General features: G+C 72.4%; 31 protein-coding genes and 1 pseudogene. 16 read left to right on the forward strand and 16 right to left on the reverse strand.

Annotated features, from left to right (window positions below; genetic code table 11):
• The first annotated feature begins 73 nt into the window (after nt 1–73).
• Entirely contained in the window at nt 74–391 is a 318-nt protein-coding gene (locus ON36_RS10645; protein WP_043651001.1) for a GYD domain-containing protein, read from the forward strand.
• A gap of 121 nt (nt 392–512) precedes the next feature.
• On the opposite strand, the gene ON36_RS10650 is transcribed toward ON36_RS10645, so the two are convergent.
• The 5 genes from ON36_RS10650 to ON36_RS10670 form a co-directional block, all read right to left on the reverse strand.
• A complete protein-coding gene (locus tag ON36_RS10650; RefSeq protein ID WP_043651004.1) occupies nt 513–1532 on the reverse strand; it encodes an ABC transporter substrate-binding protein in 1020 nt (339 codons plus the stop codon).
• Between the two features lie 145 nt (nt 1533–1677).
• Nucleotides 1678–2460 (reverse strand): ABC transporter ATP-binding protein, encoded by a 783-nt coding sequence (locus ON36_RS10655; RefSeq protein WP_043650831.1) that lies wholly within the window; start codon nt 2458–2460, stop codon nt 1678–1680.
• The gene (locus ON36_RS10660; RefSeq protein ID WP_245558035.1) at nt 2457–3452 is read right to left on the reverse strand and encodes a FecCD family ABC transporter permease; all 996 of its coding nucleotides are present in this window, start codon (nt 3450–3452) and stop codon (nt 2457–2459) included. The genes ON36_RS10655 and ON36_RS10660 overlap by 4 nt, the downstream gene beginning before the upstream one ends.
• Before the next feature lie 38 nt (nt 3453–3490).
• A complete protein-coding gene (locus tag ON36_RS10665) occupies nt 3491–4534 on the reverse strand; it encodes an ABC transporter substrate-binding protein (protein ID WP_043650835.1) in 1044 nt (347 codons plus the stop codon).
• A gap of 181 nt (nt 4535–4715) precedes the next feature.
• A complete protein-coding gene (locus ON36_RS10670; protein WP_043650837.1) occupies nt 4716–6482 on the reverse strand; it encodes a GNAT family N-acetyltransferase in 1767 nt (588 codons plus the stop codon).
• 55 nt (nt 6483–6537) lie between these two features.
• On the opposite strand from ON36_RS10670, the gene ON36_RS10675 reads away from it, so the two are divergent.
• Both ON36_RS10675 and ON36_RS10680 read left to right on the forward strand, forming a co-directional pair.
• Nucleotides 6538–7317: an alpha/beta fold hydrolase gene (locus ON36_RS10675; RefSeq protein WP_043650839.1), complete on the forward strand. Its 780-nt coding sequence runs from the start codon at nt 6538–6540 to the stop codon at nt 7315–7317.
• A 148-nt stretch (nt 7318–7465) separates the two neighbouring features.
• Nucleotides 7466–8056 (forward strand): PadR family transcriptional regulator, encoded by a 591-nt coding sequence (locus ON36_RS10680; protein ID WP_043650841.1) that lies wholly within the window; start codon nt 7466–7468, stop codon nt 8054–8056.
• A 22-nt stretch (nt 8057–8078) separates the two neighbouring features.
• Here ON36_RS10680 and ON36_RS10685 read toward each other — a convergent pair whose 3' ends face one another.
• Complete coding sequence (locus ON36_RS10685) at nt 8079–9113, reverse strand: isopenicillin N synthase family dioxygenase (RefSeq protein ID WP_043650843.1); 1035 nt, start codon at nt 9111–9113, stop codon at nt 8079–8081.
• A 214-nt stretch (nt 9114–9327) separates the two neighbouring features.
• Here ON36_RS10685 and ON36_RS10690 point away from each other — a divergent pair, with 214 nt between their 5' ends.
• Nucleotides 9328–10506 (forward strand): hypothetical protein, encoded by a 1179-nt coding sequence (locus tag ON36_RS10690; protein WP_043650845.1) that lies wholly within the window; start codon nt 9328–9330, stop codon nt 10504–10506.
• Here the strand turns inward: ON36_RS10690 and ON36_RS10695 are convergent.
• The gene (locus ON36_RS10695; protein WP_052313859.1) at nt 10487–10858 is read right to left on the reverse strand and encodes a winged helix-turn-helix transcriptional regulator; all 372 of its coding nucleotides are present in this window, start codon (nt 10856–10858) and stop codon (nt 10487–10489) included. The two genes, ON36_RS10690 and ON36_RS10695, sit on opposite strands and share 20 nt — an antisense overlap.
• Here ON36_RS10695 and ON36_RS10700 point away from each other — a divergent pair.
• Nucleotides 10796–11386, forward strand: coding sequence for a nitroreductase family protein (locus tag ON36_RS10700; protein WP_052313860.1), 591 nt, complete (start codon nt 10796–10798; stop codon nt 11384–11386). The genes ON36_RS10695 and ON36_RS10700 overlap by 63 nt on opposite strands.
• Before the next feature lie 61 nt (nt 11387–11447).
• Here the strand turns inward: ON36_RS10700 and ON36_RS10705 are convergent, their stop codons facing one another.
• A complete protein-coding gene (locus tag ON36_RS10705; protein ID WP_043650847.1) occupies nt 11448–11633 on the reverse strand; it encodes a DUF2795 domain-containing protein in 186 nt (61 codons plus the stop codon).
• Nucleotides 11634–11699: 66 nt separating this feature from the next.
• A complete protein-coding gene (locus ON36_RS10710; RefSeq protein ID WP_245558030.1) occupies nt 11700–12467 on the reverse strand; it encodes a catalase family protein in 768 nt (255 codons plus the stop codon).
• Between the two features lie 113 nt (nt 12468–12580).
• Here ON36_RS10710 and ON36_RS37045 point away from each other — a divergent pair, with 113 nt between their 5' ends.
• From ON36_RS37045 to ON36_RS10720, 3 genes are all read left to right on the forward strand, one after another.
• On the forward strand, nt 12581–13417 hold the full coding sequence (locus ON36_RS37045; protein WP_281004846.1) for an APC family permease: 837 nt from the start codon (nt 12581–12583) through the stop codon (nt 13415–13417).
• Nucleotides 13414–13974, forward strand: a complete 561-nt coding sequence (locus ON36_RS37050; RefSeq protein ID WP_281004847.1) for an amino acid permease — start codon at nt 13414–13416, stop codon at nt 13972–13974. The genes ON36_RS37045 and ON36_RS37050 overlap by 4 nt, the downstream gene beginning before the upstream one ends.
• A 153-nt stretch (nt 13975–14127) precedes the next feature.
• Nucleotides 14128–14955 (forward strand): SigB/SigF/SigG family RNA polymerase sigma factor, encoded by an 828-nt coding sequence (locus ON36_RS10720; protein WP_043650849.1) that lies wholly within the window; start codon nt 14128–14130, stop codon nt 14953–14955.
• Between the two features lie 55 nt (nt 14956–15010).
• Here ON36_RS10720 and ON36_RS10725 read toward each other — a convergent pair whose 3' ends face one another.
• From ON36_RS10725 to ON36_RS10745, 5 genes are all read right to left on the reverse strand, one after another.
• Complete coding sequence (locus tag ON36_RS10725; RefSeq protein ID WP_043651013.1) at nt 15011–15211, reverse strand: hypothetical protein; 201 nt, start codon at nt 15209–15211, stop codon at nt 15011–15013.
• 220 nt (nt 15212–15431) lie between these two features.
• Nucleotides 15432–16151, reverse strand: a complete 720-nt coding sequence (locus ON36_RS10730) for a 2OG-Fe(II) oxygenase (protein WP_043650851.1) — start codon at nt 16149–16151, stop codon at nt 15432–15434.
• The gene (locus tag ON36_RS10735) at nt 16148–16765 is read right to left on the reverse strand and encodes a methylated-DNA--[protein]-cysteine S-methyltransferase (RefSeq protein WP_083885050.1); all 618 of its coding nucleotides are present in this window, start codon (nt 16763–16765) and stop codon (nt 16148–16150) included. The genes ON36_RS10730 and ON36_RS10735 overlap by 4 nt, the downstream gene beginning before the upstream one ends.
• Nucleotides 16762–17253, reverse strand: a complete 492-nt coding sequence (locus ON36_RS10740; RefSeq protein ID WP_043650853.1) for an RNA polymerase sigma factor — start codon at nt 17251–17253, stop codon at nt 16762–16764. The genes ON36_RS10735 and ON36_RS10740 overlap by 4 nt, the downstream gene beginning before the upstream one ends.
• 134 nt (nt 17254–17387) lie before the next feature.
• Entirely contained in the window at nt 17388–18080 is a 693-nt protein-coding gene (locus ON36_RS10745; RefSeq protein ID WP_083885051.1) for a DNA-3-methyladenine glycosylase I, read from the reverse strand.
• Between the two features lie 226 nt (nt 18081–18306).
• On the opposite strand from ON36_RS10745, the gene ON36_RS10750 reads away from it, so the two are divergent.
• Both ON36_RS10750 and ON36_RS10755 read left to right on the forward strand, forming a co-directional pair.
• Nucleotides 18307–19179 carry a 3-hydroxyacyl-CoA dehydrogenase family protein gene (locus tag ON36_RS10750; protein WP_043650855.1) on the forward strand — a complete coding sequence of 291 codons (873 nt, stop codon included), beginning with the start codon at nt 18307–18309 and terminating at the stop codon, nt 19177–19179.
• A gap of 6 nt (nt 19180–19185) precedes the next feature.
• Nucleotides 19186–20082, forward strand: a complete 897-nt coding sequence (locus ON36_RS10755) for a hypothetical protein (RefSeq protein ID WP_043650857.1) — start codon at nt 19186–19188, stop codon at nt 20080–20082.
• Nucleotides 20083–20100: 18 nt separating this feature from the next.
• Here ON36_RS10755 and ON36_RS10760 read toward each other — a convergent pair whose 3' ends face one another.
• Entirely contained in the window at nt 20101–20421 is a 321-nt protein-coding gene (locus ON36_RS10760) for a MerR family transcriptional regulator (RefSeq protein WP_043650859.1), read from the reverse strand.
• Nucleotides 20422–20577: 156 nt separating this feature from the next.
• On the opposite strand from ON36_RS10760, the gene ON36_RS10765 reads away from it, so the two are divergent.
• The 5 genes and pseudogenes from ON36_RS10765 to ON36_RS10780 all read left to right on the forward strand — a co-directional run bounded on the left by ON36_RS10765 (nt 20578) and on the right by ON36_RS10780 (nt 22463).
• Nucleotides 20578–20997, forward strand: coding sequence for an Hsp20/alpha crystallin family protein (locus ON36_RS10765; RefSeq protein ID WP_043651021.1), 420 nt, complete (start codon nt 20578–20580; stop codon nt 20995–20997).
• Nucleotides 20998–21262: 265 nt separating this feature from the next.
• Nucleotides 21263–21475 (forward strand): Rv3202a family protein, encoded by a 213-nt coding sequence (locus ON36_RS10770; RefSeq protein ID WP_043650862.1) that lies wholly within the window; start codon nt 21263–21265, stop codon nt 21473–21475.
• 64 nt (nt 21476–21539) lie between these two features.
• Nucleotides 21540–21722: pseudogene (locus ON36_RS36080) on the forward strand (cold-shock protein); the annotation flags it as partial.
• Between the two features lie 128 nt (nt 21723–21850).
• Nucleotides 21851–22024 carry a hypothetical protein gene (locus ON36_RS34675; RefSeq protein ID WP_157224838.1) on the forward strand — a complete coding sequence of 58 codons (174 nt, stop codon included), beginning with the start codon at nt 21851–21853 and terminating at the stop codon, nt 22022–22024.
• Nucleotides 22025–22034: 10 nt separating this feature from the next.
• Nucleotides 22035–22463: a VOC family protein gene (locus ON36_RS10780; RefSeq protein ID WP_043650865.1), complete on the forward strand. Its 429-nt coding sequence runs from the start codon at nt 22035–22037 to the stop codon at nt 22461–22463.
• Nucleotides 22464–22494: 31 nt separating this feature from the next.
• Here ON36_RS10780 and ON36_RS10785 read toward each other — a convergent pair whose 3' ends face one another.
• The gene (locus ON36_RS10785) at nt 22495–23634 is read right to left on the reverse strand and encodes a response regulator transcription factor (RefSeq protein WP_043650867.1); all 1140 of its coding nucleotides are present in this window, start codon (nt 23632–23634) and stop codon (nt 22495–22497) included.
• Nucleotides 23635–23801: 167 nt separating this feature from the next.
• On the opposite strand from ON36_RS10785, the gene ON36_RS10790 reads away from it, so the two are divergent.
• Nucleotides 23802–25172 carry an FAD-binding protein gene (locus tag ON36_RS10790; RefSeq protein ID WP_052313852.1) on the forward strand — a complete coding sequence of 457 codons (1371 nt, stop codon included), beginning with the start codon at nt 23802–23804 and terminating at the stop codon, nt 25170–25172.
• Nucleotides 25173–25197 lie beyond the last annotated feature (25 nt).

Here is a 25197-nt window from a genome sequence, read left to right on the forward strand (position 1 = left end):
TACCCGGCCCGGGCGCGAACGCCGCCTAGGCTCGGTGCGTCGGGATCGTGTCGGACTGCGAAGGACGGTGGAGATGCCCAAGTACTTGTGGCGGGTCAGCTATTTCCAGGACGGGGCCCAGGGGCTGCTCGCCCAGGGCGGCAGCGCGCGGGCGGCGGCGATCGCCGAGATGGTCGAGAGCGTCGGCGGCACCGTGGAGTCCTGCTATTTCGCCTTCGGCGAGGACGACCTGTTCGTCATCGGCGAGGTGCCCGACGATGTCGCGGCCGCCGCGCTCGCGATTCGCACGGCGGCGGTCGGGGCCGCGGTCTCCCACACGGCGCACCTGTTGACGCCCGCCCAGGTCGACGCGGCGGTCGCCCTGGAGGTCACCTACCGCCCGCCCGCCTGACACCGGGGACAGCCAGGTCGCGGCGCCGCGCCCGGGCCGGGCTCCGGCTCGACCGCGCGGGTGACCTCGACGGGGCGCGGCTGTGCCGGACGACCGATCGCCGGGGCACCCGCGACGCGCGCTAGCGCCCCGCCAGGCCCGCCGCCAGCTTCTCGATGGCGTCGATCTCCCGGATGCCCGGGTCGAGCTCGGATCCGGTCATGACCACGTAGCGCCCGGCCCGCACGGCGCGCATCCCGGCGGTGGCCGGATTCGTCTCCAGGAACCGGGTCTTGGTGGCGAGGGCGTCGCCGTCGACCCGGGTGCGGCTCAGGTCGGCGAGGACCAGGACCTCGGGATCGGCGGCGACGACGGCCTCCCACCCGATTTGGGGCCAGTCCTCGCGCGCGTCGGCGAAGACGTTGCGCGCCCCGACCATCCGGGCGTAGAGGCCCGGGGCCGAGCAGCATCCGGCCAGGTACGGGGTCTCGATGCCCGAGAACCAGAACGCCACGGTCGGCTGCGCGGTGCCGGTGGCGGCCCGGGCGGTGGCGGCCGCCAGCCGGGTCTTCAGCTGGTCGACCAGGCGGGCGCCGCGGTCCTGGACGTCGAAGATCCGGGCGAGTTCGGTGATCTCCTGGAACAGGGTCTCGATGCCCAAGGGCGCGGTGCGGGTGACGGTCTCGCCCGCGACGGTCGCGCCCGCGCACACCGAGGGCGACTGGTAGGTGGGGACGCCGAGCTGGGCGAAGCGGGACCGCTCGGCGACGACGGCGGGGGTGAAGGTGTGCGCGCTGGCCGAGGTGACCAGGTCGGGCTCGGTGTCGAGCACCGTCTCGAGCGACGGGTCGTTGTCGGCGAGACGCCGGACCTTCGCGTTGTCGGCGGCGAGGGCCGGCAGCACCGGGTCGAACCAGGTGGAGGTGCCCACCATGCGGTCGGCCAGGCCGAGGGACAGCAGGATCTCGGTGGAGGCCTGATACAGCGACACCGCCCGGGTCGGTGCGGTGTCGAAGGTGACACGGACGCCGCAATTGTCCAGGGTGAGTGGGTAGTTCGTGCGGCCGGGCGTCTCGGGCGCGGCGCCGTGGCCCGCGGAGGTGCCGCCGGTGGCGCAGGCGGCGACGGTGAGCAGGACGCCGACGAGACCGGCCACGCGCAGGGCGCGGGCGGGGCGGGGCGTGTGTGTGACGGGCACGGGGAACCTCGGAATCGCTGGTGGGCCGAACCGGGTGAGGGTGGGAGAGCGTCCGCCGGGCCCGGGTTCGGGATCGCGCGCGGGGGACGGTGGGTCGGCCGGGATCGGCTCACGCCCCGGCGCCCGGCGGACCGGGCCGGAAGGTCACGACCGGGCGGCCGTGCTCGGGATCGGTGCCGATCCGGGCACGCACCCGGTAGACCCGTTCGACCAGGTCGGCGGTGATCACCTCGCCGGGTGGACCGAAGGCCACGACGCGGCCCCGGTCGAGGACCAGCAGCCGGTCGCAGAACAGCGCGGCCAGGTTGAGGTCGTGCAGGGCGATGTAGCAGGTCACCGGCAGGGCGGTGACCAGCGTGAGCAGGTCGAGCTGGTGCCGGATGTCGAGGTGGTTGGTCGGTTCGTCCAACAGCAGTTCCCGCGGCCGCTGGGCCAGGGCGCGTGCGATCTGGGCGCGCTGGCGTTCGCCACCGGAGAGCGTGTGCCAGCGATCCCCGGCCTTCTCGGTCATCGCGGTGTGCGCGAGCGCCTCGCGCACCGCCTCGGCGTCGGCGGCGGCGTCCCCGCCGAACACGCCGCGGTGCGGGATACGGCCCAGCGACACCACGTCCTCGACGGTGATGTCGATGCCGGTGTCGGCGTGCTGATCGACCACCGCCACCCGCCGCGCGATCCGGGCGCGCCGCAGGCCGGCGAGGTCGGTGCCGTCGAGCAGGACCCGGCCGCTGTCGGGCCGGGCGACGCCGCTGAGCAGGCGCAGCAGCGAGGACTTGCCCGATCCGTTGGGGCCGAGCAGGCCGATGGTCTCGCCCTCGACCGGCGCGACGGTGATCCCGTCGACGACCGGGTGCCCGCCCCGCGTCCAGCGCAGTCGTTCCGCGGCCAGGGTCATGCCGTCGCCCGATTCCGGAAGAGCAGCGCGACGAACGCCGGGACGCCGATCAGCGCGGTCGCGACGCCGACCGGGATCTCGGTCGGCGCGAACACCGTTCGCGCGGCGACGTCGACCCAGACGGTGAAGATCGCGCCCGCGAGCACGGTCACCGGCAGCAGGCGGCGGTGGCGCGGGCCGACCACGAGGCGCGCGGCATGCGGCAGCACGAGACCGACGAACCCGATCGCGCCCGCGGCGCTGACCAGGGCCGCGGTGATCAGGGCGGTCACCGCCAGCAGCAGCGCCCGGGTGGCGCGGACCGGGACGCCGAGGGCCGCGGCCGCGGAGGCGCCGAAGGTGAACGCGTCCAGCGCGTCCGCGCGGCTCAGGCAGATCACCAGGCCGGCCGCCGTGATCGACCCGCACACCGCGACATCGGGCCAGTCCGCGCCCGAGAGCGACCCCAGCAGCCAGAACAGCACGCCCCGTGTCTGTTCGGCGTCGGCACCCGCCACCACGATGAACGAGGTGAGGGCCGAGAACAGCTGCGTCGCCGCGACTCCGGCCAGCAGGATGCGGGCGGTGCCGCCGCCGACCGCGGCGGCAAGGACGAGCACGAGCGCGAACGCGGCGATCGCGCCGCCGAAGGCGCCCGCCGCCAGCGAGATCGCGCCACCGCCGACCCCGAGCACCGCCACCAGCACCGCGCCGGTCGACGCCCCGGAGGAGATGCCGAGCACGAACGGGTCGGCGAGGGGATTGCGCAGCACCGACTGCATGATCGCCCCGCACAGCGCCAGCCCGGCCCCGCAGATCGCGGCGAGCAGGGTGCGGGGCAGGCGCAGCTCCCAGACGATGCCGTCCTTGATCCGGCTCACGCCCGCGTCCCCGAACCCGAGGTGCGCGCCGACGACCGCGTACACCTCACCGACGGTCAGGTTCGCCGGCCCGATGGTCAGCGCGATCGCCAGGGAGGCGGCCAGCGCCACCAGCCCGCCCGCGAGCGTCAGCGCGACGGCGGGCCCGCCGCGCCGCGCGAGGACGGCGGTCAGCGGACCGGTCCCCACTGCGCGAGGGCGGCGGCGACCTTCTCGACCCCGTCCACGGTGCGCAGCGAGGGATTCAGGTCGGCGCCGTTGACCACGACGAAGCGGTTCTCGCGCACCGCGGTCATGCGCCGGGTGACCGGATGCGTACGGAGGAAGGCGATCTTGCTGTCGAGGGCGTCGCCGTCGATCCTGCGCCTGCTCAGGTCGGCGAGCACCAGCGCGGAGGGGTCGCGGTCCGCGACGCTCTCCCAGCTGACCTGCGGCCACTCGTCGGTCGTGTCGGCGAAGACGTTGCGTGCCCCGGTCGCGCCCGCGATGATCCCCGAGGCGCCGCAGCATCCGGCCATGTAGGGGGTGCGGATGTCGGAGAACCAGAAGGCCAGCCGCACCTCCGCCGCGCCGGCGGAAGCGGTGGCGGCGTCCAGGCGCGAGCGCAGGGAGTCGATCAGCGCCTCGCCGCGCTCGCGGACGCCGAACACGGCCGCCAGGTCACGGATCTCGGTGTAGACGGTGTCGATCCGCAGCGGTTCGACCCGCCCGCCGTCGGCGTTCACGCTGCCGGTCCGGCCCGCGCAATCGGTGGGCGACAGGTAGTTCGGGACCCCGAGCTGATCGAAACGGTTCCGGTCGGCCACGCCGCCCGCGCCGAGGGTGCCGCCGAACGAGGCGGAGACGAAATCGGGTTCGGCGTCGAGCACGACCTCGAGGGAGGGCTTGTCGTCGGCCAGGCGCGGCACCGTCGCGTTCGCCGCGGCCAGGTCGGCGCGCACCGGATCGGTCCAGGTGGCGGTGCCCACCATCCGATCGGCCAGGCCGAGCGCCAGCAGGATCTCGGTGGAGCCCTGGTTGAGCGAGACCGCCCGCCGCGGCGGCGCGTCGACGGTGACGGCGCGCCCGCAGTTCTGGATGGTGAGGGGGAACCCGGACACGGACACGGACCCGGCAGCGGGGTCGTCGGGGCCGTTCGGCCCGCCGCATCCGGTGAGGCCGACCGCGAGGGGCAGCGCGAACAGGGCGGCCACAGGCCGGAGAGCCGAACGCATCGGGGTGGAACTCCTTGATCAGGGCTCAGCCGCGGAGCCGTGAAAAGCGGTACCACGATCGCCGAGTAATCGGGCTCCGGCTCGCGTCGAGCCGTTACCGTTGCGCGTCAGCCCCGGATTCCCACCGGTGTTCCCTCCGCGATCGCAGCGCAGATGCTACCGGGTGATCCGTCGTGCCCCGTCAGAGCGTCCGTTTGAGCCCGACGTGACTGTTGTCGTAGCCGAGGCGCTCGTAGAAGGCGTGGGCCCGCTCCCTGACACGGTCGGTGGCGATCTGGGCGAGGGTCGCGCCCCGGTGTCTGCCGTGATCGTGGGCCCATTCGAGCATGGCGGTGCCGATGCCGCGGGAGCGCTGGGAGGCCGCGACGCGCACGCCCTCGATCTGCAGACGGGTGGTGCCGCCGCGGGAGAGTCCCGGAATGATGGTGAGCTGCATGGTGCCCACGATCCGGTCGCCCTCGTCGCGGACGACGGCCAGGTAGTGCGAGGAGTCGCGGGTGATCGCGTCGTAGGCCTCCTCGTACCGGGCGATCTCGGAAACCTCACGGGGACGGCTGATCTCGTCGTCGGACAGCAACGCGACGAGCGCGGGCACGTCGGAGCGCGCGGCGCGCTGCACCCGGTAGGTGCGCCCGCCCAGGCGCAGCAGGCCCCCGACCGAAGCCCGTGCCCGTGACTGCAACCGGGCGATCAGGGTGTCCAGCCAGGCGCCGACGTGCCGACGCGCCTCGGGGGTGTCGGGGTAGCGGCAGCGCAGGTGCAGGCCCGCCTCGTCGAGGACGAACCACAGCATGACGCCGTCGGTGCGGATCGTAGCGCCGACGTAGTGCGCTTCCAGCCCCGTGGCGTCGACCCGCACCGGCAGCCTGCGCAGGTCCAGCCACGAGATCGCGAACATCCCCGGCGCCTCGGGCATCCCGCCCCACGGGCGCAGGATCTCCTCGAGCGGCCAGGAACCCATCCGGACGGCCTCCTTGACCGCCTCGGCGCTGGCGCGCGGGTCGGGGCTCGCGGACTCGAGCACCGAGTTGGTGATGAACCAGCCGACCGAGTCGTGCCAGGTGGCGTCGTAGCGGCTGTGGACCGGGAACACCGCGCGCAGGGCGGTGCCGGCCAGCTCCCTGGTCACCTCGGTCATGGCGCCGACCACCAGGGCGAGGGTGGAGACGCCGTCCTCGCGGGCCTGCGCGGCGAAGGCGGCGCTGTCGTCGACGTCGAGGACGTCGCGCACCTCCACGCGTTCCTCCTGCAACGCCGCCTCGCCGAGGGAGAGCGGGAAGCGCGGCATCACCTCGCCGCTGCCCGCCAGCACCTCGGCCCAGCGTCGCCGCACCTCCTCCGGCGCCGAAGGCCGCTCGCGCAGCGCACTGGTGTGTTCGGCGAAGGCGGGCACGGGCGGCAGCGCGGCGGGGCGGCCCTGGCGCACCGCGCCGAGCGCGGCCAGCAGGTCCCGGGCGATGACCAGCATGGACCACATGTCGACGTGCGAATGGTCGGCCGCGACCACGACCGTCGGGCCCACCGCGGTCTCGAGTACGCACAGCCGGTGCGAGGGCCGGGCGTAGGGCGAACAGGCCCGGTCGAGGACCGCTCGCAGCGCGTCGTTGACCGCCTGTCCCGGGGCGATCGCGTGCTCGACCCAGCCGCCGGGGGACAGCTCGACCTCGTGCAGCGTCGGTTCGCCGTCCGCGCCCGGGACGAACACCGAGCGCAGGGTGCCGTGCCGGGCGATCACGGCCAGCCACGCGGCGGCCAGGTCGTCGGTGGCGACGGGCCCGGAGAGCTTGAAGGACAACGCCATCCACGATCCGGCCCGATCGCCGGCGCCCACGTGGCGGCGCTGATCGAACGACACGGGCAGGGATCGGCCGGGCGGACCGGCGATCACGTCGAAACCCAGCAGACGGCCGAAGGGGAGGCGCAGATGCGCGACATTGGTCAGCCGCATCCCGCTATCCTAGGCTCCTTCCGCAGCGACCGCCGTCCCACCGACTGGAGCCACCGTGCCGACCTTCCGCGTTCCCGGCGCCGATCTCGATGTGGAACTGAGCGACGAGGGCGGCCACCCCGTCGTCCAGCTCCACGGTCTCACCTCGAGCAGGCACCGCGACCGCCTCATGGACCTCGACCTGGGTCGTGGCCTCAGCGGCACCCGCCTGCTGCGCTACGACGCGCGGGGTCACGGGCACTCGACGGGCCGCCCGGTGCCCGAGGACTACCGCTGGCCGGCGCTGGCGGCCGACCTGCTCGCGCTGCTCGACCACTGGTTCCCCGGGGAGAAGGTGCACGGTGTCGGCCCCTCGATGGGCACGGGCACCCTGCTGCACGCCGCCGTCCGCGATCCCGGGCGCTTCGCCGGGCTGACCCTGCTGGTGCCCGCGACCGCCTGGGACACCCGCGCGGCGAAGGCCGAGATCTACCGCAAGAACGCCCGCCTCATCGAGGAGCAGGGCCTGGCGGCCTTCCTCGCCGCCGATCTGGGGGCGCCCCGCCCGCCCGCCACCGCTGGAACCCCGGAGACCGGGCCCGACGTGGCCGAACACCTGCTGCCCTCGCTGTTCCGCGGCGCGGCGCTGAGCGACCTGCCCGCGCCCTCCGAGATCGCGGCCATCGACGTGCCGACCACGGTGCTGGCCTGGATCGATGACCCCGCCCATCCCGTGTCGACCGCCGAGGCGCTGGTCGCGTTGCTGCCGCACGCGACACTCGAGGTGGCACGTACCCCGGCGGACCTGGCCCGCTGGCCGGGCATCCTGTGCGCGGACGTGGCCCGGCACGGGTGACGTCCGCGCGGGTCGGCGCTCGGCTGTTCGGCGCCAGATAAACACCTAGTTGATTATCCGGTGACCCGAATCCTGGCGCTTGCCGGAGATCCGCGATCCGGGATTCGGGTGCGGAATTGAATAGTCGCCAGCCTGATAAGCTGGGCCGATGGCGTTACGGGACGCGGTGTTGGCCGCGCTGATGGAAGGCGAGGCCTCCGGCTACGACCTGGCGAAGGTCTTCGACGCGGCGGTCGCCAACTACTGGATGGCGACCCCGCAGCAGCTCTACAAGGAACTCGAGCGGATGACCGCCGACGGTCTGATCGAGGCGCGGGTCGTCGAGCAGGAGAAGCGCCCCAACAAGCGTCTGCACTCGATCACCGAGGCGGGCAGGCGCACGCTGCACGAGTTCATCGCCGACGCCACCAAACCGACCGTCATCCGTGACGACATGCTGGTCAAGATCCAGGGCATGGACGGCGACGACGCCGAGGCCGTCGAGGCCGTGCTGACCGAGCGGAGGGGCTGGGCGCAGGCCAAACTCGCCCGCTACGAGCGTCGTCGCGCGCGCATGCTCGACGGGCGCAGCGAGCAGGCCTACCTGACCGAATCCGAGCGCGTCGGGCCGTATCTGACCCTGCTGCGTGGAATCGCGTTCGAGCAGGAGAACATTCGCTGGGTCGAGTTCGCCCTCGGCGTCGTCCGTCGCCGCCGCGACGCCCCGGCCGAGGCGCCGGCCGAACACGGACAGGACTGAATCCGGCCGGGCCCGTGCGGATTCAGCGCGCGGACAGCACCCGCGCGGCCTCGCGGTCGGCGGTGCCGGCGGGCGCGACACCGGATTTCATGCCGGCCAGCTTCGCGTTGATGTTGCCCGCGATGGTGATCGGCGGGTAGCCGGGGTGGTCGGCGCGCGCGCACCCGGGCAGGGTCTCGATGACGGCGTCGTGGTTGCCGTCGAAGAAGAACGCGGCCGAGCGGCGACGCAGGATGCGTCCGTCGATCACCGGCGGAGCGACCCGGTGCACCGTCGAGCGCCAGCGATCGTTGGTCCAGCGCGCCATCGCGTCGCCGAGGTTGACCAGCAGCGCGCCGTCGGCGGGCTCGACGTCGTGCCAGCCGCCGTCCTGGTCGAGGACCTGCAGGCCGGGCACCTGGTCGGCCCACAGCACCGTCAGGATGCCGAAGTCGGTGTGCGCGCCCATGCCCGTGAGCTCGTCCGCGAGGGCGACCTCGCTCTCGGGCAGGGCGTAGTTGTTCATCTTGAGCGCGTCGATCGAGTGATCGGTCAGGGCGTCGAAGTGGCCAGGCGGTAGACCGAGGGCGTCGCAGCAGGCGGTGAGCAGGGCCCGCGACACCGTCCGGGCCGCGGCGAACCAGGCCTCGACCGCGGGACGGAATCCCGGTACGGCGTCGGGCCAGGTGTTGGTGGGATAGCTGGCCTCGGGCAGCTCGTGTCCGGGGAACCAGGATCGCTCGGAGCCGACGGTGAAGGCCTCGTAGAAGTCGTTCATGCGGTTGGCGGCGGGCACCCCCAGGCTCATGCTCAGCGATTCGCTCTTCGGCGGGCTGTATCCGCGGTTCTCGCCGGGGCGCGAGTAGCCCTTCTTCACCGCGAGCGGCAGCGCGAAGAAGGCGTCGATGGCGTCGATCAGCCCGGTGACGACCGAGGGATCTATGCCGTGGCCGCGGACCTGCACGAAACCGACGCCGCTGCAAGCCGCGTCGAGCTCGCGAGCGATCCTGCGCCGCTCGGCCGCGGGGGCGTGGGGGTCGAGGTAACCGCACAGATCGATGACGGGCACAGAGAACAAGGTTGGCTCCTTTCGCCTGCGTCGGACCGTGGTCGAGGCGGCGGACGCTCGTCCCATCTTGCGTTGCATGTATTGCGCGGCAGCGTTTCTGTGTAAACAGTGGATCACTGATTCGTTTACATGCCATGCGTGGAAACAAGCCCGATGGGGACGTAATTTTGCATGCAGTAGCCGGGCGAAGAAGCGTCCTCGGCTGTCGTGGTCAGGAGTTCCCATGGTCCCCAGTCTCTTTCCGGCCGTCCGCCGTGCCCGGCCCTTGCTCGCGTTCCTGACCGCCGGCGTGCTGCTCGCGTCCGCGGGCTGCGGGGACCTCGGCGACGACGGCACGTCCGCGACGCGCCTCGAGCCCGCCCCGGCGGAGTTCACCCTGTCCGGCGTGTGCCCGAACGAACTCGTGGTGCAACTGCAATGGCAACCGCAGTCCGACATGGCGGGGGTGATCGGGCTCCTCGGCCCCGGCTACCGGGTCGACACCGACACCAAGTCGGTCACCGGGCCGCTGGCCTTCGACGGGAAGGACACCGGCATCGACCTCACCCTGCGGGCGGGCGGGCCTGCCGTCGGATTCCAGTCCGTGCCGTCGAAGATGTACGCCGACACCGGGATCCATCTCGGGCTGGTGCACGGGGACCAGCTCATCGCCGCCGCGGCGAAACAGCGGGTCGTCGGGGTGACCCCGCTGCTGCGGTACAACCCCGCCGTCATCATGTGGGATCCGGCCGCGCATCCCGGCGCGTCGACCATCGCCGACCTCGGCCGCACCGACACGACCGTCGTGGTCTCCAAGGATCAGATCTTCCCGCAGTGGCTCGTCGCCAAGGGGCAGCTGAAGCAATCGCAACTCGACACCGGTTACGACGGTGCCCCGGCCCGGTTCGTCGGCGACCCGACGATCGCCCAGCAGGGTTTCGCCAACTCCGAGCCCTACACCTACGAGCACGAGACGCCCCACTGGAACAAGCCGGTGGCCTACGCGATGGTCAAGGACGCCGGGTACGACGTGACCGCCTCGAACGTCACGGTGCGCGCGGACGCCCTCGACCAGCTCGCTCCCTGTCTGAGCAAGCTCGTCCCGATGATCCAGCGGACCGGCAAGAACTATGTCGACGCACCGGAGGCGATCAACGCCACCATCGTGGACTGGATCTCGCGCGACCTGTCCTTCACGCCCTACAGCAGCGGCGAGGCCGCCTACTCCGCGCGCCTGCTCGCCGACCGGAAGGTGATCGCGCCCGGTGCCGACGGCGTCTACGGCAGCTACGACCTCGCCGGGACCCGGGCGGTCAGCGAGGACATCGCGGCGATCCTGGAGGCGGGCGGCGCCCGGTTGCCGCGCCCGCTCCCGCTCGAGGGCCTGTTCACCAACCGGTTCGTCAGCCCCGAGGTGCGGTAGCGGCACGCAGGCGGGCCGCCTCGACGTCGTCGATGTGGGCTTCGATCCACTCCCGCAGCGCGGCAATGGGTTCGCGCAGGCTGTGGCCGAGTTCGGTGAGGGTGTACTCGACCCGGGGCGGAATGGTCGGGTAGGCCGTGCGCTCCACGAAGCCGTCGTGTTCGAGGGCGCGCAGGGTCTGGGTGAGCATCTTCTGCGAGATGCCCTCGATCCGGGCGCGCAGGTCGGTGTAGCGCAGCGTGCCGTCGGCGAGGGCGTCGACGATCAGGACGGTCCACTTGCCCGCGATGTGATCGAGCACAACCCCGTCGCTCCCGCACTCCTCGACGACGTGCTCGATCTGGCCGTGCAGGCGCCCAGCGCCTGGAACATGCAGGACCGTTCGATCGTTGTGGTCACCGACGAGCGGCGGCGCGCCGCATTGTCGGACGCCGCCTTCGGCCAGCCCCAGCCGCGTGAGGCCCCGGTGGTGCTGGTGTTCGTGGCCGACCCGGGCGCCTGGGAGGCGCCCAACGCCGACATCGCCGAGGCCGCCGCGCGCAGCGGCGCCTGGAACGCCGAGTTCACCGCGATGTTCGAGACCCGCGCAGAATACCACGCGCTGCGCGAGCGGGGTCTGCTGCGCGAGAACGCGGTGAAGAACGCCATGATCGCCGCGACCTACGTCATGCTCGCCGCGGCCGGGCACGGCCTGGCCTCGGCCCCGATGAACGGCTGGGACCCGGATCTGGTGAAGAGCGCGGTGGGGATCACCGACCCCGACCTGGCGATCGCGGTGCTGGTGACGCTGGGCTACGCGAAGGACCCCGTGCCCCACCCGGGCAGGCGTCCGCGCGCGCGGACGGTTTATGCCGAGGAGTACGGACGGGTCCCGGCGTAGCGGCGCGGGCACCGCCGCGCGGTCGGCTGGGCGTGGAAGGTGACGGTCGCGACCTCGGCGCTCAGCGCAGCGCGGCGCCGAGGTCGTCGGGGCCCTCGAAGGTCCTGGCGGGCAGGGCCTCGAGCGTGTCGACGATGTCGTTGCCCGCGCCGTTGCTGAGCGCGGCCGCGACCAGCCCGTCGCGGTCACAGGGATAGTCGACGGCGCCCAGGCAGCGCTGGATCTCGATCGGGGTGGGGGTGGGCATGAGCGGTCCTCTCCGCCGGCGGGTTCTCCGGGGCGCACTACCACCGCGGGCCCGGACGAAACAGCGTCACGCGCGCGGCTCGGCCGCGGGTACCGCGCGTTCCAGCGGCCCGGCGCCGCGCCCGCGCCTGCTGCCCGCGTAGGCGTTCGCGCGCACCCGGGTCAGCGAGCTCGGCGCCAGGCGGATACCCGCGGGGCTGTTCCGCACCGGGTCGAACGCGCGGGGCGGCTCGCTCGCCTCGGCGTCGAGAGACAGCTCGCCCAGTACCCGCTCGTGCTGTCCCGAGCAGGTCAGGCGGAAACGCAGCGTGCCGCGGCGCGCGCAGGCGCGCAGGTCGCTCACCGACGCGTCCCGGGGCAGCGCGTCGGCCGCGACCGGCTCGGCGGACAACCACAGCGGTGCGCCGGCATCGACGCGGTAGGGCTGCAGGCTGCCGAACCGCGCCGAGGCCCAGCCCCGGGCCGGAGTCGGCAGGCACCGGCCCACCGCGCCCCGCCCGGACGTGGCCAGCGCGACGTCCCAGGCGCCGCCGTCGCGACCGGGCAGCCGGAACGCCAGACCAAGGACATCGGGCAGGCCGCCCGGAGCGCCCAGCCCCTTCGACAGCCGCGCGACCACCGGTCGCTCACCCGCCCCGAGCAGGACGTCGTCGTCCTCGGGACGGAATCGCCCGGTCAGGACGATGCCGCGCGGATGGAAGACGCGGGCGCCGCGCAGCCGGGCGCCGGCCCGGAAGGCCGCGCGGACCGGCCGGTCGAGCAGGGCCGCGCGCGCGGCGTCCAGCGATCCGGCGGTTCTCCTCGGGCCGCGCGGGTCCTCGGCATGGATGAACATGGTGCTCCTCGGATCGTCGGGCCTCTCGCTGATCCGCGTACCCGGGACGGCGAGCCGGAAACAGGCTGCGCCACGGGTCGGTTCGCGGCGGGGCGGATGGGTATGCCGGCGTCATGACGGTGGCCTTGAAACGGGCGGTGACGACCCCGCTGCTGTTCTTCTTCATCCTCGGCGACATCCTCGGCGCGGGCGTGTACGTGCTGGTCGGCTCGATCGCGGGGGAGTCCGGCGGTGCGGTCTGGCTGCCGCTGGTCGTCGCGCTGGCGCTGGCCGCCCTGACCGCGGGGTCCTATGCCGAGCTGGCGACGAAGTACCCGCGCGCGGGCGGGTCCGCGCACTACGTGACCGCCGCGTTCGGTCCGGCGGCCGGCTCGTTCGTCGGCTTCTGCATGCTGGGCGCGGGCATGGTGTCGGTGGGCGCGCTGACCGCCGCGTTCGCGGGGGACTATCTGCAGACGCTCGTGTCATGGCCCGCGGCGGCCGTGGTGGTGGTGTTCTCGATCCTGCTGGCCGCGGTGAACATCCGCGGTATTCGGGAGTCGCTCGGCGTCAACGTGGCGGCGACCGTGGTGGAGCTGGGCGGTCTGCTGCTCATCGTCGGGCTCGGTGCCTGGGTGATGGCACGCGGCGACGCCGACGTCCAGCGGTTGACCGAGATCGGCGGCCCGGACCGTGGCCCGGCCGGAGCGGTGCTGGCCGGCACGGTCCTCGCGTTCTATTCCTTCGTCGGCTTCGAGACCTCGGTGAACCTCGCCGAGGAGGTCGAGGACCCCCGCCGGTCCTATCCGCGAGCCCTCTTCGGCGCGCTGCTGACCGCGGGGCTGGTCTACGTGCTGCTCGGCGTGGTCGCCTCGGCGAGCGTGCCGGTCGAGCGGCTGGCGGGGTCGAGCGGTCCGCTGCTGGAGGTGGTGCGCGTCGCCGGGGAGTGCCCGATCGGCTGTTCAGCGTGATCGCGCTCGTGGCGGTGGCCAACGGCGCGCTGCTCACCGGGATCATGTCGTCGCGGCTGGCCTACGGCATGGCGCGCGACGGGCTGCTGCCGGGAGTCTTCGGGCGGGTGCTGCCGGGCAGGCGCACGCCGTGGGTGGCGGTCGTGGCGACGGCGGCGGTGTCGCTGGTACTGGCGCTGACCGGCGGGGTGGACGCGCTGGCCGCGACGCTGGTGCTGTTGCTGCTGTTCGTCTTCGCCGGGGTGGACGCCGCGGTGCTGGCGCTGCGCCGCGATCCCGGCCGCGCGGGGCACTTCCGGGTACCCACCGCCGTCCCGGTCGCGGGCCTGCTGTCGTGCCTGTTCCTGTTCACGCGCATCGAGCGGGAGGTGTGGTTGCGCGGGCTCGTCCTGGTGGTCCCGGCCGCCGCGCTGGCGTTGCTCAACGCGCGCCGCGCGCGGGGCGAGCCCGGGGCGGACGGCCGTTTCGCGAAGGACGGATACCGAACAGTTCGCCGCCGCACCCATCCGGCCGAACAGCCCTCCGGACAGGCGCGCCCGGCGGGAGACCGCAGGTAGACCGGCGACCGGCCCGCCCGCCGCCGGGCGGCGCCCACGCGGCACGGGACGGACGCGCTCCGGAAAAGTTGTTTCGACTCCGTCCCCCGGTGCATCCAGCAGACAGCGATTCAAGCCTGCGAGTCGACCGATCGGCCAACGAGGGGTGAGCACATGCCCGCACAGCACACCGGCACCGAACAGAGCGAGACCGCGATCGAGGGCTACGAGCGGCTCGAACCGGCCTTCACCCGCCTGGCCGGCCTGCGGCCCGGCAGTCGCGAACACGCCCGCATGCGTGAGCGCATCATCGAAGCCTGCCTGCCGCTCGCCGAGCACATCGCGATGCGCTACTCCGGACGCGGTGAACCGTTCGAGGACCTGATGCAGGTCGCCTCGCTCGGTGTCGTGCTGGCCGTCGACCGCTACGACGTGGAGCGCGGCGTGCAGTTCCTCGGATTCGCCGTGCCCACCGTGATGGGCGAGGTCCGCAGGCACTTCCGCGACACCACGTGGGCGTTGCGGGTGACGCGGGCCGACAAGGAACTGCACGCGCGGATCGCGCAGGTGATCTCCGAGCTGACCCAGCGCCTGCAGCATTCGCCGACCACCGCCGACATCGCCGAGGCCGCCGGGGTGACCGTCGAGGACGTGGTGCGCGCCCGGATCGCGGGCGACGCCTACAACACCAACAGTCTCGACGTCCCGGCGGTGACCGGTGATGCCGAGCAGGGCGCGTCCTCGGCCGTCGGCGACAAGCTCGGCTACGCCGATCCCTGCTACGACCTGATCGAGCGGGCCGTCACCGCGGCGCCGGCCGTCGCCGCGCTGGACGACGACGAACGCCGGTTGCTGCACTGGCGGTTCTTCGTCGGCCTGTCGCAGGAGGAGATCAGCGGTCGCCTCGGCGTCTCGCAGATGACGGTGTCGCGGCACCTCAAGCGCGTGCTCGATCGCCTGCGTGAGCAGGTCACCGACCCGCCGGATCTCGCAGCGGCCTGAGCGGGAGCCGGGGGCGAGGGACGGTGTGAGCACCGCCCCTCGCCCGCGCGAGGCGTCAGCCGCCGCTGTGGCTGTGCTGGCCGCCGCGCTGCTTGGCCTCGGTCGGCTGGGCCTGGGCGCCCTTGCGTCCGGCCGTTGACGGGTCGGCGGCGTTCTCGCTGCCGAAGCTCCCGGTGCTGGCCTGCCCGCCCTTGCGGGCCTGGTCGGCGGTGTCGCTGCGGTTACCGAACTGTCCCGGGTTGTTCTGGTCTGCCATGATCGGCACTCCTTTCCATCGGAATCAGTGTCGAGGCCGTGTCCGGCCTCGCCTGCCGCTCTACCCGTCACCGCGCGACCTACTCGAGATCTCTCGCCGGCGTACCGGCGAAAAGGATTGCTGATCAGCGCTTTTCGCTGTCAGAAATTCTGTGACCATGGCCGGGTGGCCGGTTCCCGGGAGAGGATGGGCAGGGCGCGGATCGGCGCGTGCCGCACGATCAGGCGGCGTCGTGGAACACCAGCGCGAGAGTGCGCCGCAGGCCCGAGCGAATCGTGGACACCCCGTGGCGCGTCGGCGCCGCCGACCAGCCGCGTGCCGAGCGCACCGGCCGGTCCCGGGTGGTGAACAGGAAGCCGTCGCCCCGGGGAATCACCGTTGCGCTGCCCCGGGATTGGGCGCGGGCGCGCTGTTCGACGAGCAGGAACTCCCCGCCGGTGTGGTCGATGCCGGGACGGTCCAGGCCGATCACGACCTGCAGGTGGAACACCAGGTCGCCGTAGAGGTCCCGGTGCAGGGCGTTCCAGTCGCCCGCGGCGTAGCGCAGCAGGATCGCCGTCGGCTTCGTCTGTCCGGCGCGGTGACACAGGCGCAGCCATTCGTCGAAGGTGTCGGGCCAGGGTGCCGGGCGGCCCAGGCGTGCCCACCACTGCCGGGCGATCGGCAGCAGCCGGGGGTAGAGCGCCTGTTTGAGCTGCTCGACCGGCTCGGGATACGGCGTGGCGAAATAGCGGTATTCGCCGGACCCGAAGCGGTGCCGGTTCATGTCGACGGTGCTGCGGAACCGCGCGTCGTCGTCGTAGAGATCGGCGAGCGCCGTCGCTTCGGCCGGGGTGAGCAGGCCGGGCAGGGCGGCGCCGCCGGCCGCATCGATCTCGGCGGTGATGTGCGGCCAGTCCAGCCGGTCCACGCGGTCCCGCCAGCCGGGCGCGGCGGTCATGCGGCGGCCTCCAATTCCAGCAGCAGGTGTTTGGCCTCGGCGCCGCCGATGTATCCGCCCAGGCTGCCGTCGGCGCGCAGGACCCGGTGGCAGGGAACGACGACGGGTAGCGGGTTGGTCGCGCACGCGGTACCCACGGCCCGTACCGCTTTCGGGTTGCCGACCGATCTGGCGACCTCGGCGTAGCTGGCGGTGTGCCCGTAGGCGATCTCGGGCAGGTGCTGCTGGACGAGCTGACGGAATCCGCGCGAGAGCGACAGGTCCAGGGGCAGGTCGAAGGCGGTGCGGCGCCGCGCGAAGTACTCGTCGAGCTCGCGCACGGCGGTGTCGAGGCGGTGGGGCGCGTGCAGTACGCGGGGGCTCAGCGTGGTCGCGAGGGTCGCCAGGACCTGATCGTGGTCCTCCCGGGCGTAGGCCACCCGCACCAGGCCCCGGGGCGTGGCGGCCAGCAGCAACCGGCCGACCGGTGTATCGGTGGTGGTGTAGGCGATGTCGAGCAGTCCGGACCGGTCGGCCTCGTGTTCGAGCCGCTGATGCAGCCGCGCCAGCGTGGCCTCGTCGACGAGTGCCGTCAGGGTGGCGAGCACGTCGTGTTCGTGGTGGTTCTCGGTCATCGGTTCTCTCCTTCCGGCGTCGTGCCCGGATAGGTTCTGCGCAGGGTCTTCATGCCGTCGGCGGCCGCTCGGCGTGCCGCGTCGGCGGTTCCGCCGAGGATCCGCGCGATCTCGGCGTAGGGGAGCCCGGCCACGTAGTGGTAGGCGATGGCCTGGCGCTGCTTGTCGGGCAGGTTCGCGACCGCGGCCCATACGCCCGCGTCGTCGGATCCGGCGACGCCGTCGCCGCGTGCCTCCTCGGGCACGTACCCCACGGGCACCGGCCTGCGCCGGTCCGCCCGCACGACATCGATCGCCTTGCGGTGGGCGATGGTGACCAGCCAGGCCTCGACGTTCGCCGACGCGGGCAGCTCCGGGTAGGCGCGCATCGCGGCGAGAAAGGTCTCCGACCAGGCGTCCTCGGCGTCGTGCGGGCTGAGGACGACGCGGCAGACCCGCAGCACGGTCGGTCCGTGCTGGGTCACGTTCGTCTCGAACGGTGGCTTCACGACCTCGTCCCGCCGCCCTCGACCGTGCCGGATTCGAGCGTCACCGTGTGACCGGTGTGCATCGGGTTTCCCCTCTCTCTCGTTCTCGCCACGTAGACGCGCCCGCCGCGCGGGACGTGAGATGCCCGCGGGACTCACGGGCGCCAGACGCCGGAGCTGCCCCGGCGATGCGAACCGAGGAGGTGCGTGTCGACGATGCCGATGGCCTCCATGAGCGCGTAGAGGGTGGTGGGACCGACGAAACCGAAGCCGCGGCGCCGCAACTCCTTCGACAGGGCGACGGATTCGGCGGACGTGGTCGGGATCTCCGCGAACGTCCGCGGCCGTGGCGTGTCCCGCGGCCGGAACGACCACACCAGCGCGGCCAGGCCGCCCTCCGCGCGCAGCGCGACGGTGGCACGGGCGTTGGTGATCGTGGCGACGATCTTGCGGCGGTTGCGCACGATCGCCGCCTCGGCCATCAGGCGTTCGACGTCGGCGTCGGTGTAGCCGGCGACGAGGTCGGGGGCGAAGCCGTCGAAGGCGGCACGGAACGCCGGGCGCTTGCGCAGGATCGTCGCCCAGGACAGCCCGGCCTGGAACCCTTCGAGGCTCAGGCGCTCGAAGACGCCCTGTTCGTCGGTGACCGGCATGCCCCATTCGGTGTCGTAGTAATCGCGCAGCAACGGATCCGCCGCCGCCCACGCGGGCCGGGCCAGGCCGTCCTCGCCCACGACGACCGACGGGTCGGCGGCGCCGGCGCGGTCGGCGGGGTCGGCGGTCCCGGCGGCGCCGGTGGGAGGTTTCGCGCGCGACGACTCCGGAAGCGTCCCGGCCGGACCGGTCATGTCGGTTCTCCTGTCGATTCGTCGAGGGTCGGTAGTGGGTAGACGTCGGCGTGGACGACATCGTGAGACCGGCGCCGATCCCCGCCGATCCCCGCCGATCCCATCGTCCCCCGGGCGGGTGACCGGTTCGCGGTGGTTGCCGGGCATCCGTGCGGGGAGCGGCTAGGGTGGGGGACGAACGATCTCGAGTCTGTCCGCCGAAGTTCTTCCTGCCGAGGGAGTCGTCGTGAGCCAGATCCCGCACGATCACAGCAATCGCCCGGTCGCGGTCGTCGGCGCGGGCACCCTGGGCAGGCGCATCGCGCTGATGTTCGCCACCCGGGGCGGCACGGTCCACATCACCGACCCGAACGCCGAACAGGGGCGCGCCGCCGTGGAGTACGCCACCGGCACGCTGCCCGAGGTACTCGGCGCGATCGACGGCGGCGCCCCCGGCACCATCTCCTACGTGCCCGCGCAGGCCGACGCGGTGCGCGACGCCTGGCTGGTGGTCGAGGCCGTCCCGGAGAACCTCGAGCTCAAGAAGAAGATCTTCGCCCAGCTCGAGAGCGACAGCCCCGCCGACGCGATCCTGGCCTCGAACTCCTCCTCCTACGCGAGCAGGCTGTTCACCGAGGGCCTGCGCACCCGAGACCGCATGCTCAACACCCACTTCTACATGCCGCCGCAGTCGACCACGCTCGATGTCATGTCCGACGGGGACACCGCCCCCGAGATCATCGACTTCGTGTTGCGGACTTTCCCGCAGTTCGGCCTGCACCCGTTCCTGTGCCGCAAGGAGAGCACCGGTTTCGTGTTCAACCGGATCTGGGCGGCCATCAAGCGCGAGGCACTCGAGGTGGTCTACGAGGGTGTCTCGGTGCCCGCCGACGTGGACGCCATGTTCGCGCTGAACTTCGGCACGAAGGCGGGCCCGTTCCGGATGATGGATCAGGTCGGCCTCGACGTGGTCCTCGACATCGAGGAGCACTACGCCGCCGAGAACCCGCACCTGCCCGAAGGTCCCCGCATCCTGCTGAAGAAGTACGTCGACGCCGGGAAACTGGGCATCAAGACGGGCGAGGGCTTCTACGACGACTATGCCGCGCCGAAGGGCTGAGCGGTCGTGACCGAGCTGCTCGCCCTCGATCTCGCCGGCCGGTGCATGCACGCGATCGCCCTCGACGGCAGCGGCGTGCGCACCGTCGTCGAGGGCCTCACCGACATGCCCGACGGTATCGTGGTCGATCAGCTGCGCGGCCATATCTACTGGACCAACATGGGCCGACCGGATCCCGGCTTCACGCCGGGCACGGAGCCGGATTTCTTCTCCCGCAACGGTTCCGTCGAACGGGTCGACCTCGATGGCGGCAACCGGCGCTACGTGGTCGAGCCCGGTGGGTTCACCACCGGCAAGCAGATCACCGCCGACTTCGAGGCAGGCCGCCTGTACTGGTGCGACCGCGAGGGCATGCAGGTGCTGACGTGTGACCTCGACGGCGGCGATCTGCACCCGCTGATCGTGACGGGCGAGGGCCCGGAAGACGCCGGGACGGTACGCAACTGGTGCGTCGGCATCTGCGTCGACCTCGATCGCCGCCTGCTCTACTGGACCCAGAAGGGCCCCGCCAAGGGCGGCGACGGCCGCATCCTGCGCGCGCCGCTCGACCTGCCCGCCGGTGTGTCCGCCCGCGACCGCGTCGACGTGACGACCCTGTTCGAGAACCTGCCCGAACCCATCGACCTCGAGCTGCGCGGCGCCACCCTGCTCTGGACCGATCGCGGCGCGCCCCCGGACGGCAACTCCCTCAACCGTGCCACGGTCGTCCCCGAACCCGGCCCCGCGCAGGTCCTCTCGCGTGGTTACCGCGAGGCCATCGGCCTGGCCTCGATCGGATCCCGCTTCTACGTCAGCGACCTGGGCGGCACCGTCCGCGCCGTCGACCTCGACACCGGCACCGAATCGGTGCTGGCCCGCCTCGGCTCACCGCTCACCGGCCTGGCCGTCGCCGATCTGGCCTGAGCACGGAGGTCGCCGGTCTCAGCGCGGATTGCGGTGGAGGTCGGCGCGGAGCTGGTCGCGTTCGGCGGTGAGGCGGGCGACGGTGTCCTCGAGTTCGAGGATGCGGGCCACCGCGGCCAGGTTGATGCCCTGCCCGGTCAGGGTGCTGATGCGGGACAGCCGCGTCATGTCCTGGGTGCTGTAGCGGCGGGTGCCACCCGTGCTGCGGGCGGGATTGATGAGTCCGTGCTGCTCGTACAGGCGCAGGGTCTGGATGCCGATCCCGGCCAGTTCCGCGGCCACCGAGATGGCGTATACGCCCTGGCCCGCGGTGGGGAGCGCGCCTCCTTGGGGGTCCATGTGTGTCCTCACCTCGTGTTCTGTCTCTGTCTCCAGATTATCTGATCCAACTTCTTGCACTCTCCTGTGGTGAGTGCTAAATAATATCTATGTCAGATGACAGAGGTTATCTGATGATCAGCCTACCGAGATGGGAGTGAGTTGGAGGTGGCGACCATGCTGATGCGTACCGATCCGTTCCGTGATCTGGACCGTCTGACGCAGCAGGTGTTCGGCACGGCGGCCCGGCCCGCGGCCATGCCGATGGATGCCTGGCGCGACGGCGACGATTTCGTCGTCGAGTTCGATCTGCCGGGTATCGATCCCGATTCCCTCGACCTGGATGTCGAGCGCAACGTGGTCACCGTGCGCGCCGCGCGCCCGGAACTCGACACCGACCGGTCGATGATCGCCGCGGAGCGCCCCCGCGGGGTGTTCAGCAGGCAGCTGTTCCTGGGGGAGAGCCTGGACACCGACCGCATCCGCGCGGACTACCGCGACGGTGTGCTGCGGCTGTCGATTCCGGTGGCGGAGAAGGCCAAGCCGCGCAAGATCGAGATCTCCCGCGAGCCCGAACGTCAGGCCATCAGCGCCTGAATCCCGTGGGAGGCCACGATGTCTTCCCCGACCATGCCCCCGCGGCGCGCGCCGCCCGCGAGGCCACACCGCGGAGTTCCGTGGCGGCGGAGCCCGCGCGACCGTCCCGTGATCCGCGTCGACACGAGGAGGTGATGTATCGAAGGAACCGCGAATCATGCGTCACATGAGCTGAAGTACGTCTTCCCTGCCGGTTCGGGGCCGGCGCTGTCCGGCCCCGAACCGGTTCATCCGTCCGACAACGCGTTTCGAGGAGGATCCAGCGATGAACGTCCTGCCGAACGTCCCCGAGGCCGACCTGATCGAGCAGCAGACCTTCGTCCGCGACGACGACCGTGACCTCGGCCTCGACCCGGGCGCCGTGCGCGTGGCCGCCGACCACGGCATCGAATCCGCCGACCTCGCCGATCGCATCGAACAAGCCTGGAGCACACCCTATGCCGACGATGACGACGACTTCTCCTGCCTCGCCTGCTGAGCGTGCCGCGGACGACACGCACACCCACCCCGACGGCACCTACCCGTCGTGGCAGCCCGGCCGTGTGGCCTGGTTCGACGCCGAGAAGGGCTTCGGGTTCCTCAATCCCGACCGTGGCGGCTACACCGTGTTCTGCGACTACACCGCCATCGACGCCCCCGGCTACCGGACCCTGCGCCCCGGGCAGCGCGTCGTGTTCACCGTCCGCGACACCCCACGAGGCCCCGAAGCCGAACGCGTCCTGACCTACGCCGAGCCGGGCACGGCCGCCCCCGCCCCTCGATCACGGGTGGCGGTCGCGTCCCGGTTCCGGGGGGCGCGTTGCCGTCGACTCCGCGCCGCCGCCTGACCCTCCAGCCGTCACCGAGGATTGCCATGCTGACCGACGACCGCGGCCCCGTCACCGGCCGCGCACCCCAGCCCGCCGAACCCGTCGTACGGTGGCCCGACCCCAGTCCCCTCGACTACTGGTGGACCGAGATCATGGACGGGGTACCGCCCGCCGCCGTCGAGGCGCGAAGTGCCTCGGCGCGCGCGTGCGGTGGCTAGGCTGCGGTGCATGCCAACCCGACTCGACAATGTCGGCATCGCCGTCCGTGACATCGATGCCGCGATCGCGTTCTTCACCGACCTCGGCCTGACGTTGCTGGGCCGTGACCGCGTCAGCGGGGAGTGGGCCGACACCGCCGTCGGGCTCGACGGCAACACCGCCGACATCGCGATGCTGGCGGCGCCCGACGGCGGCAGCCGGGTCGAACTCTTCCAGTACGTGCACCCCGACGCGATCGACACCGATCCCGTCCAGCCGAACCACATCGGCATGCACCGCATCGCCCTGGCCGTCGACGACATCGACGCCGCGGTCGAGGTCGTGCGCAGACACGGCGGCGACGTCCTGCGCGGGATCGCCCGCTACCAGGACGTCTACCGGCTCACCTACGTCCGCGGACCCAGCGACATCCTGGTCATGCTCGCCCAGGAGCTCTAGACCCTCGCTTCAACGTCCTCGAACCGGACGATCACGCGTCCTCGGTCGCGAACCACCCGGAGGGGGAGAGCTCGGTGCCCATGCGGGGCACGTACTGGTCGAAGTACACGCGGGAGACGAGTTCGCGGCGGGAGCGGACGCCGGCCTTGTCGAAGACCGACTTCAGGTGGTCCTGGACGGTGTAGGCCGACAGGTGCAGGGTGGTGGCGATCTCCTTGGTGTCGATGCCCTGCAGCACGAGCTGGGTGACGTCGCGTTCGCGCGGGGTCAGCCCGAACGCGGCGACGACCAGGGCCACGATCTCCGGCGGTCGCGCCTCCTCGATGGTGACCACGACGTCGCCCTCGCGGTCGCGGAAGGCGCTCAGCGGCCCGGCCTGCAGGACCAGCCACATGCCGTGCGTGGTGCGCAGCCGGCAGCGCGGCGGCACGGGCGTCTCGCCGCGGGCGTAGCGGCGGGCGGCGCCGACGAGCGCGGCGACCGGGCACAGCGGGTCACCGTGCGCGGGGCTGTCGGCCAGTTCGGCGATCCACTGCTCGGCCGCGGGCGTCATCTGGGTGATCTCGTCGTCGGGGCCCACGATGATCACCGCCGGGCCTGCCCCCGGCACCGGGGCGACGACGTCGGCGATGCGGGTCAGCAGGCCCGCCCGCACGCCGCGGGCGAACGGCGCCGCCAGCGAGGCGAGGAACTCGGTCTCGGCGGCGTCGAACGGGCGGTCGTCGGGGCCGCGGAACAGCGCCATCGCGCCCCAGATCTCGCGGCCGTCGCGGAACACCAGGCGCGCCTCGTCGCCGAAACCGAAGCGCGGCATCATGAATCGCGCCATCCGGGTGGACCGGTGCACTTCCCCGTCGGTGACCAGGTGCACGCCCGCCGCGGGGGTCGCGGCGCGGGCCAGCTCGGTGAAGGCGGTCTGCTCGACCGTGCCGTATTCGATGAGCCCGAACTCGTGGTCGTGGGCGTCGCGCCCCTGCAGGTGCCCGTATTTGCGGGCGCTGGTCAGCATGTGGGTGGTGGGGTCGTGGGTGCCGACGCACGCGCTGACCCACGGCACGGCCCGCCGCACCGACTCGGTGGCCTCGGCCAGGAACGTCTCGAGTTCCAGCCCGGCCCGGGCGACGACGTCGACATCCTGTCGCACCCGTTCCGCGGTCAGTCCTGCAGCCATCCTCCCAGTGTGGCCGACGCGGGGCGCGGGCGACATCCCAGGTTTCTGGGTGGCCGCGCTCCCAGACGCACCGGCGGGCGAATACCCGGCGAACGGGGATGGGCGTGGCCCGGCCGGAGCCCGCAGGATCCGGTGGTCGGACCGACGAGCAGATCACGAGGTATCCCATGTCCACCGCCCCCGCCACCGCACTGCCCGCCCTGCTGCGCACCGGCTGCGCGCTCCACCTGCCGGGCGACCCCGGCTACGACGCGGCACGCATGCCCTGGAACGTCGCCGTCGATCAGCGTCCGGCCGCGGTCGCGGTGCCCCGCACGGTCGAGGAGGTCCGCGACGTCGTGCTGGCGGCCGCCGCGGCGGGGCTGCGGGTCGCGCCGCAGAGCAGCGGGCACGGCGCCGCGCCGTTGGGCGAGGTCGGCCTCGACGACGTCGTGCTGCTGCGGATGAACGAACTCACCGGGGTGCGCGTCGACGCGGAGACCCGGACCGCGCACGTCGCCGGGGGAACGCTGTGGCAGGAGATCGTCACCGCCGCGGCCGCCCACGGCCTGGCCGCATTGCACGGATCGGCCCCCGACGTGGCCGTGGCGGGGTATCTGCTCGGCGGCGGCCTGTCCTTCTACGGCCGCGCCCACGGCCTGGCCGCGGACACGGTGCGCGCGGTCGACATCGTCACCGCCGACGGCGTCCTGCGCCGGGCCTCCGCGCAGGAGAACCCGCAGCTGTTCTGGGCGTTGCGGGGCGGCGGCGGCGCCTTCGGTGTGGTCGTCGGGTTCGAGATCGCGCTGCTGCCGCTGGCCGATGTCTTCGCCGGGATGCTGCTGTGGGACCGGGACCGCGCCCCCGAGGTGGTGCCTGCGTGGGTCGAGTGGAGCCGCACCGCGCCCGAGAGCGCGACGACCGCGCTGCGGGTGATGAGCTTCCCCGCGCTGCCGCACCTGCCGCCCTTCCTGTCCGGCCGCGACCTCGTCGTCGTCGACGGCGCGATCCTCGAGACCGACGAGCGCGCGGCCGAGATCCTGGCCCCGCTGCGGGCGCTGGAACCCGAACTGGACACCTTCGCCCGCATTCCCGCCGCTGCGCTGCTGCAGGTGCACATGGACCCGCCGGGACCGACCCCGACCGTCGCCGAACACAGCGTGCTCGGTCCGCTCGGCGCGGAGGCGATCGCGGCCTTCCTCGACCGGGTCGGCCCGGGAACCGGCAGCGGCCTGATGTTCGCCGAACTGCGTCATCTCGGTGGCGCGCTCGCGCGTCGTACTCCCGGCGGCGGCGCGCTGTCCGCGCTGGCCGGTGACTACGCCCTGTTCTGTGTGGCGGTGGCGCCGACCCCCCAGGCGGCCGTGGCCGGTCGGGCGGCGGCGTTCGGTGTGGTCCGGGCACTGTCGCGCTGGTCGCTGCCGACCCTGCTGCCGACCTTCACCGAGACGCGGGTCGAGGGCGGCCGCTTCTACGACGGCGAGGACTGGTCGGCACTGTGTCATCTCCGCGCCGAACTCGACCCGCACCGGCTGTTCGTGGCCAACCACGACCTCTGATCCCCGCCGGCCGGGGCGATGAGGG

It is taken from the genome of Nocardia thailandica NBRC 100428 (assembly GCF_000308795.1).
Classification (GTDB): Bacteria; Actinomycetota; Actinomycetes; order Mycobacteriales; family Mycobacteriaceae; genus Nocardia; species Nocardia thailandica.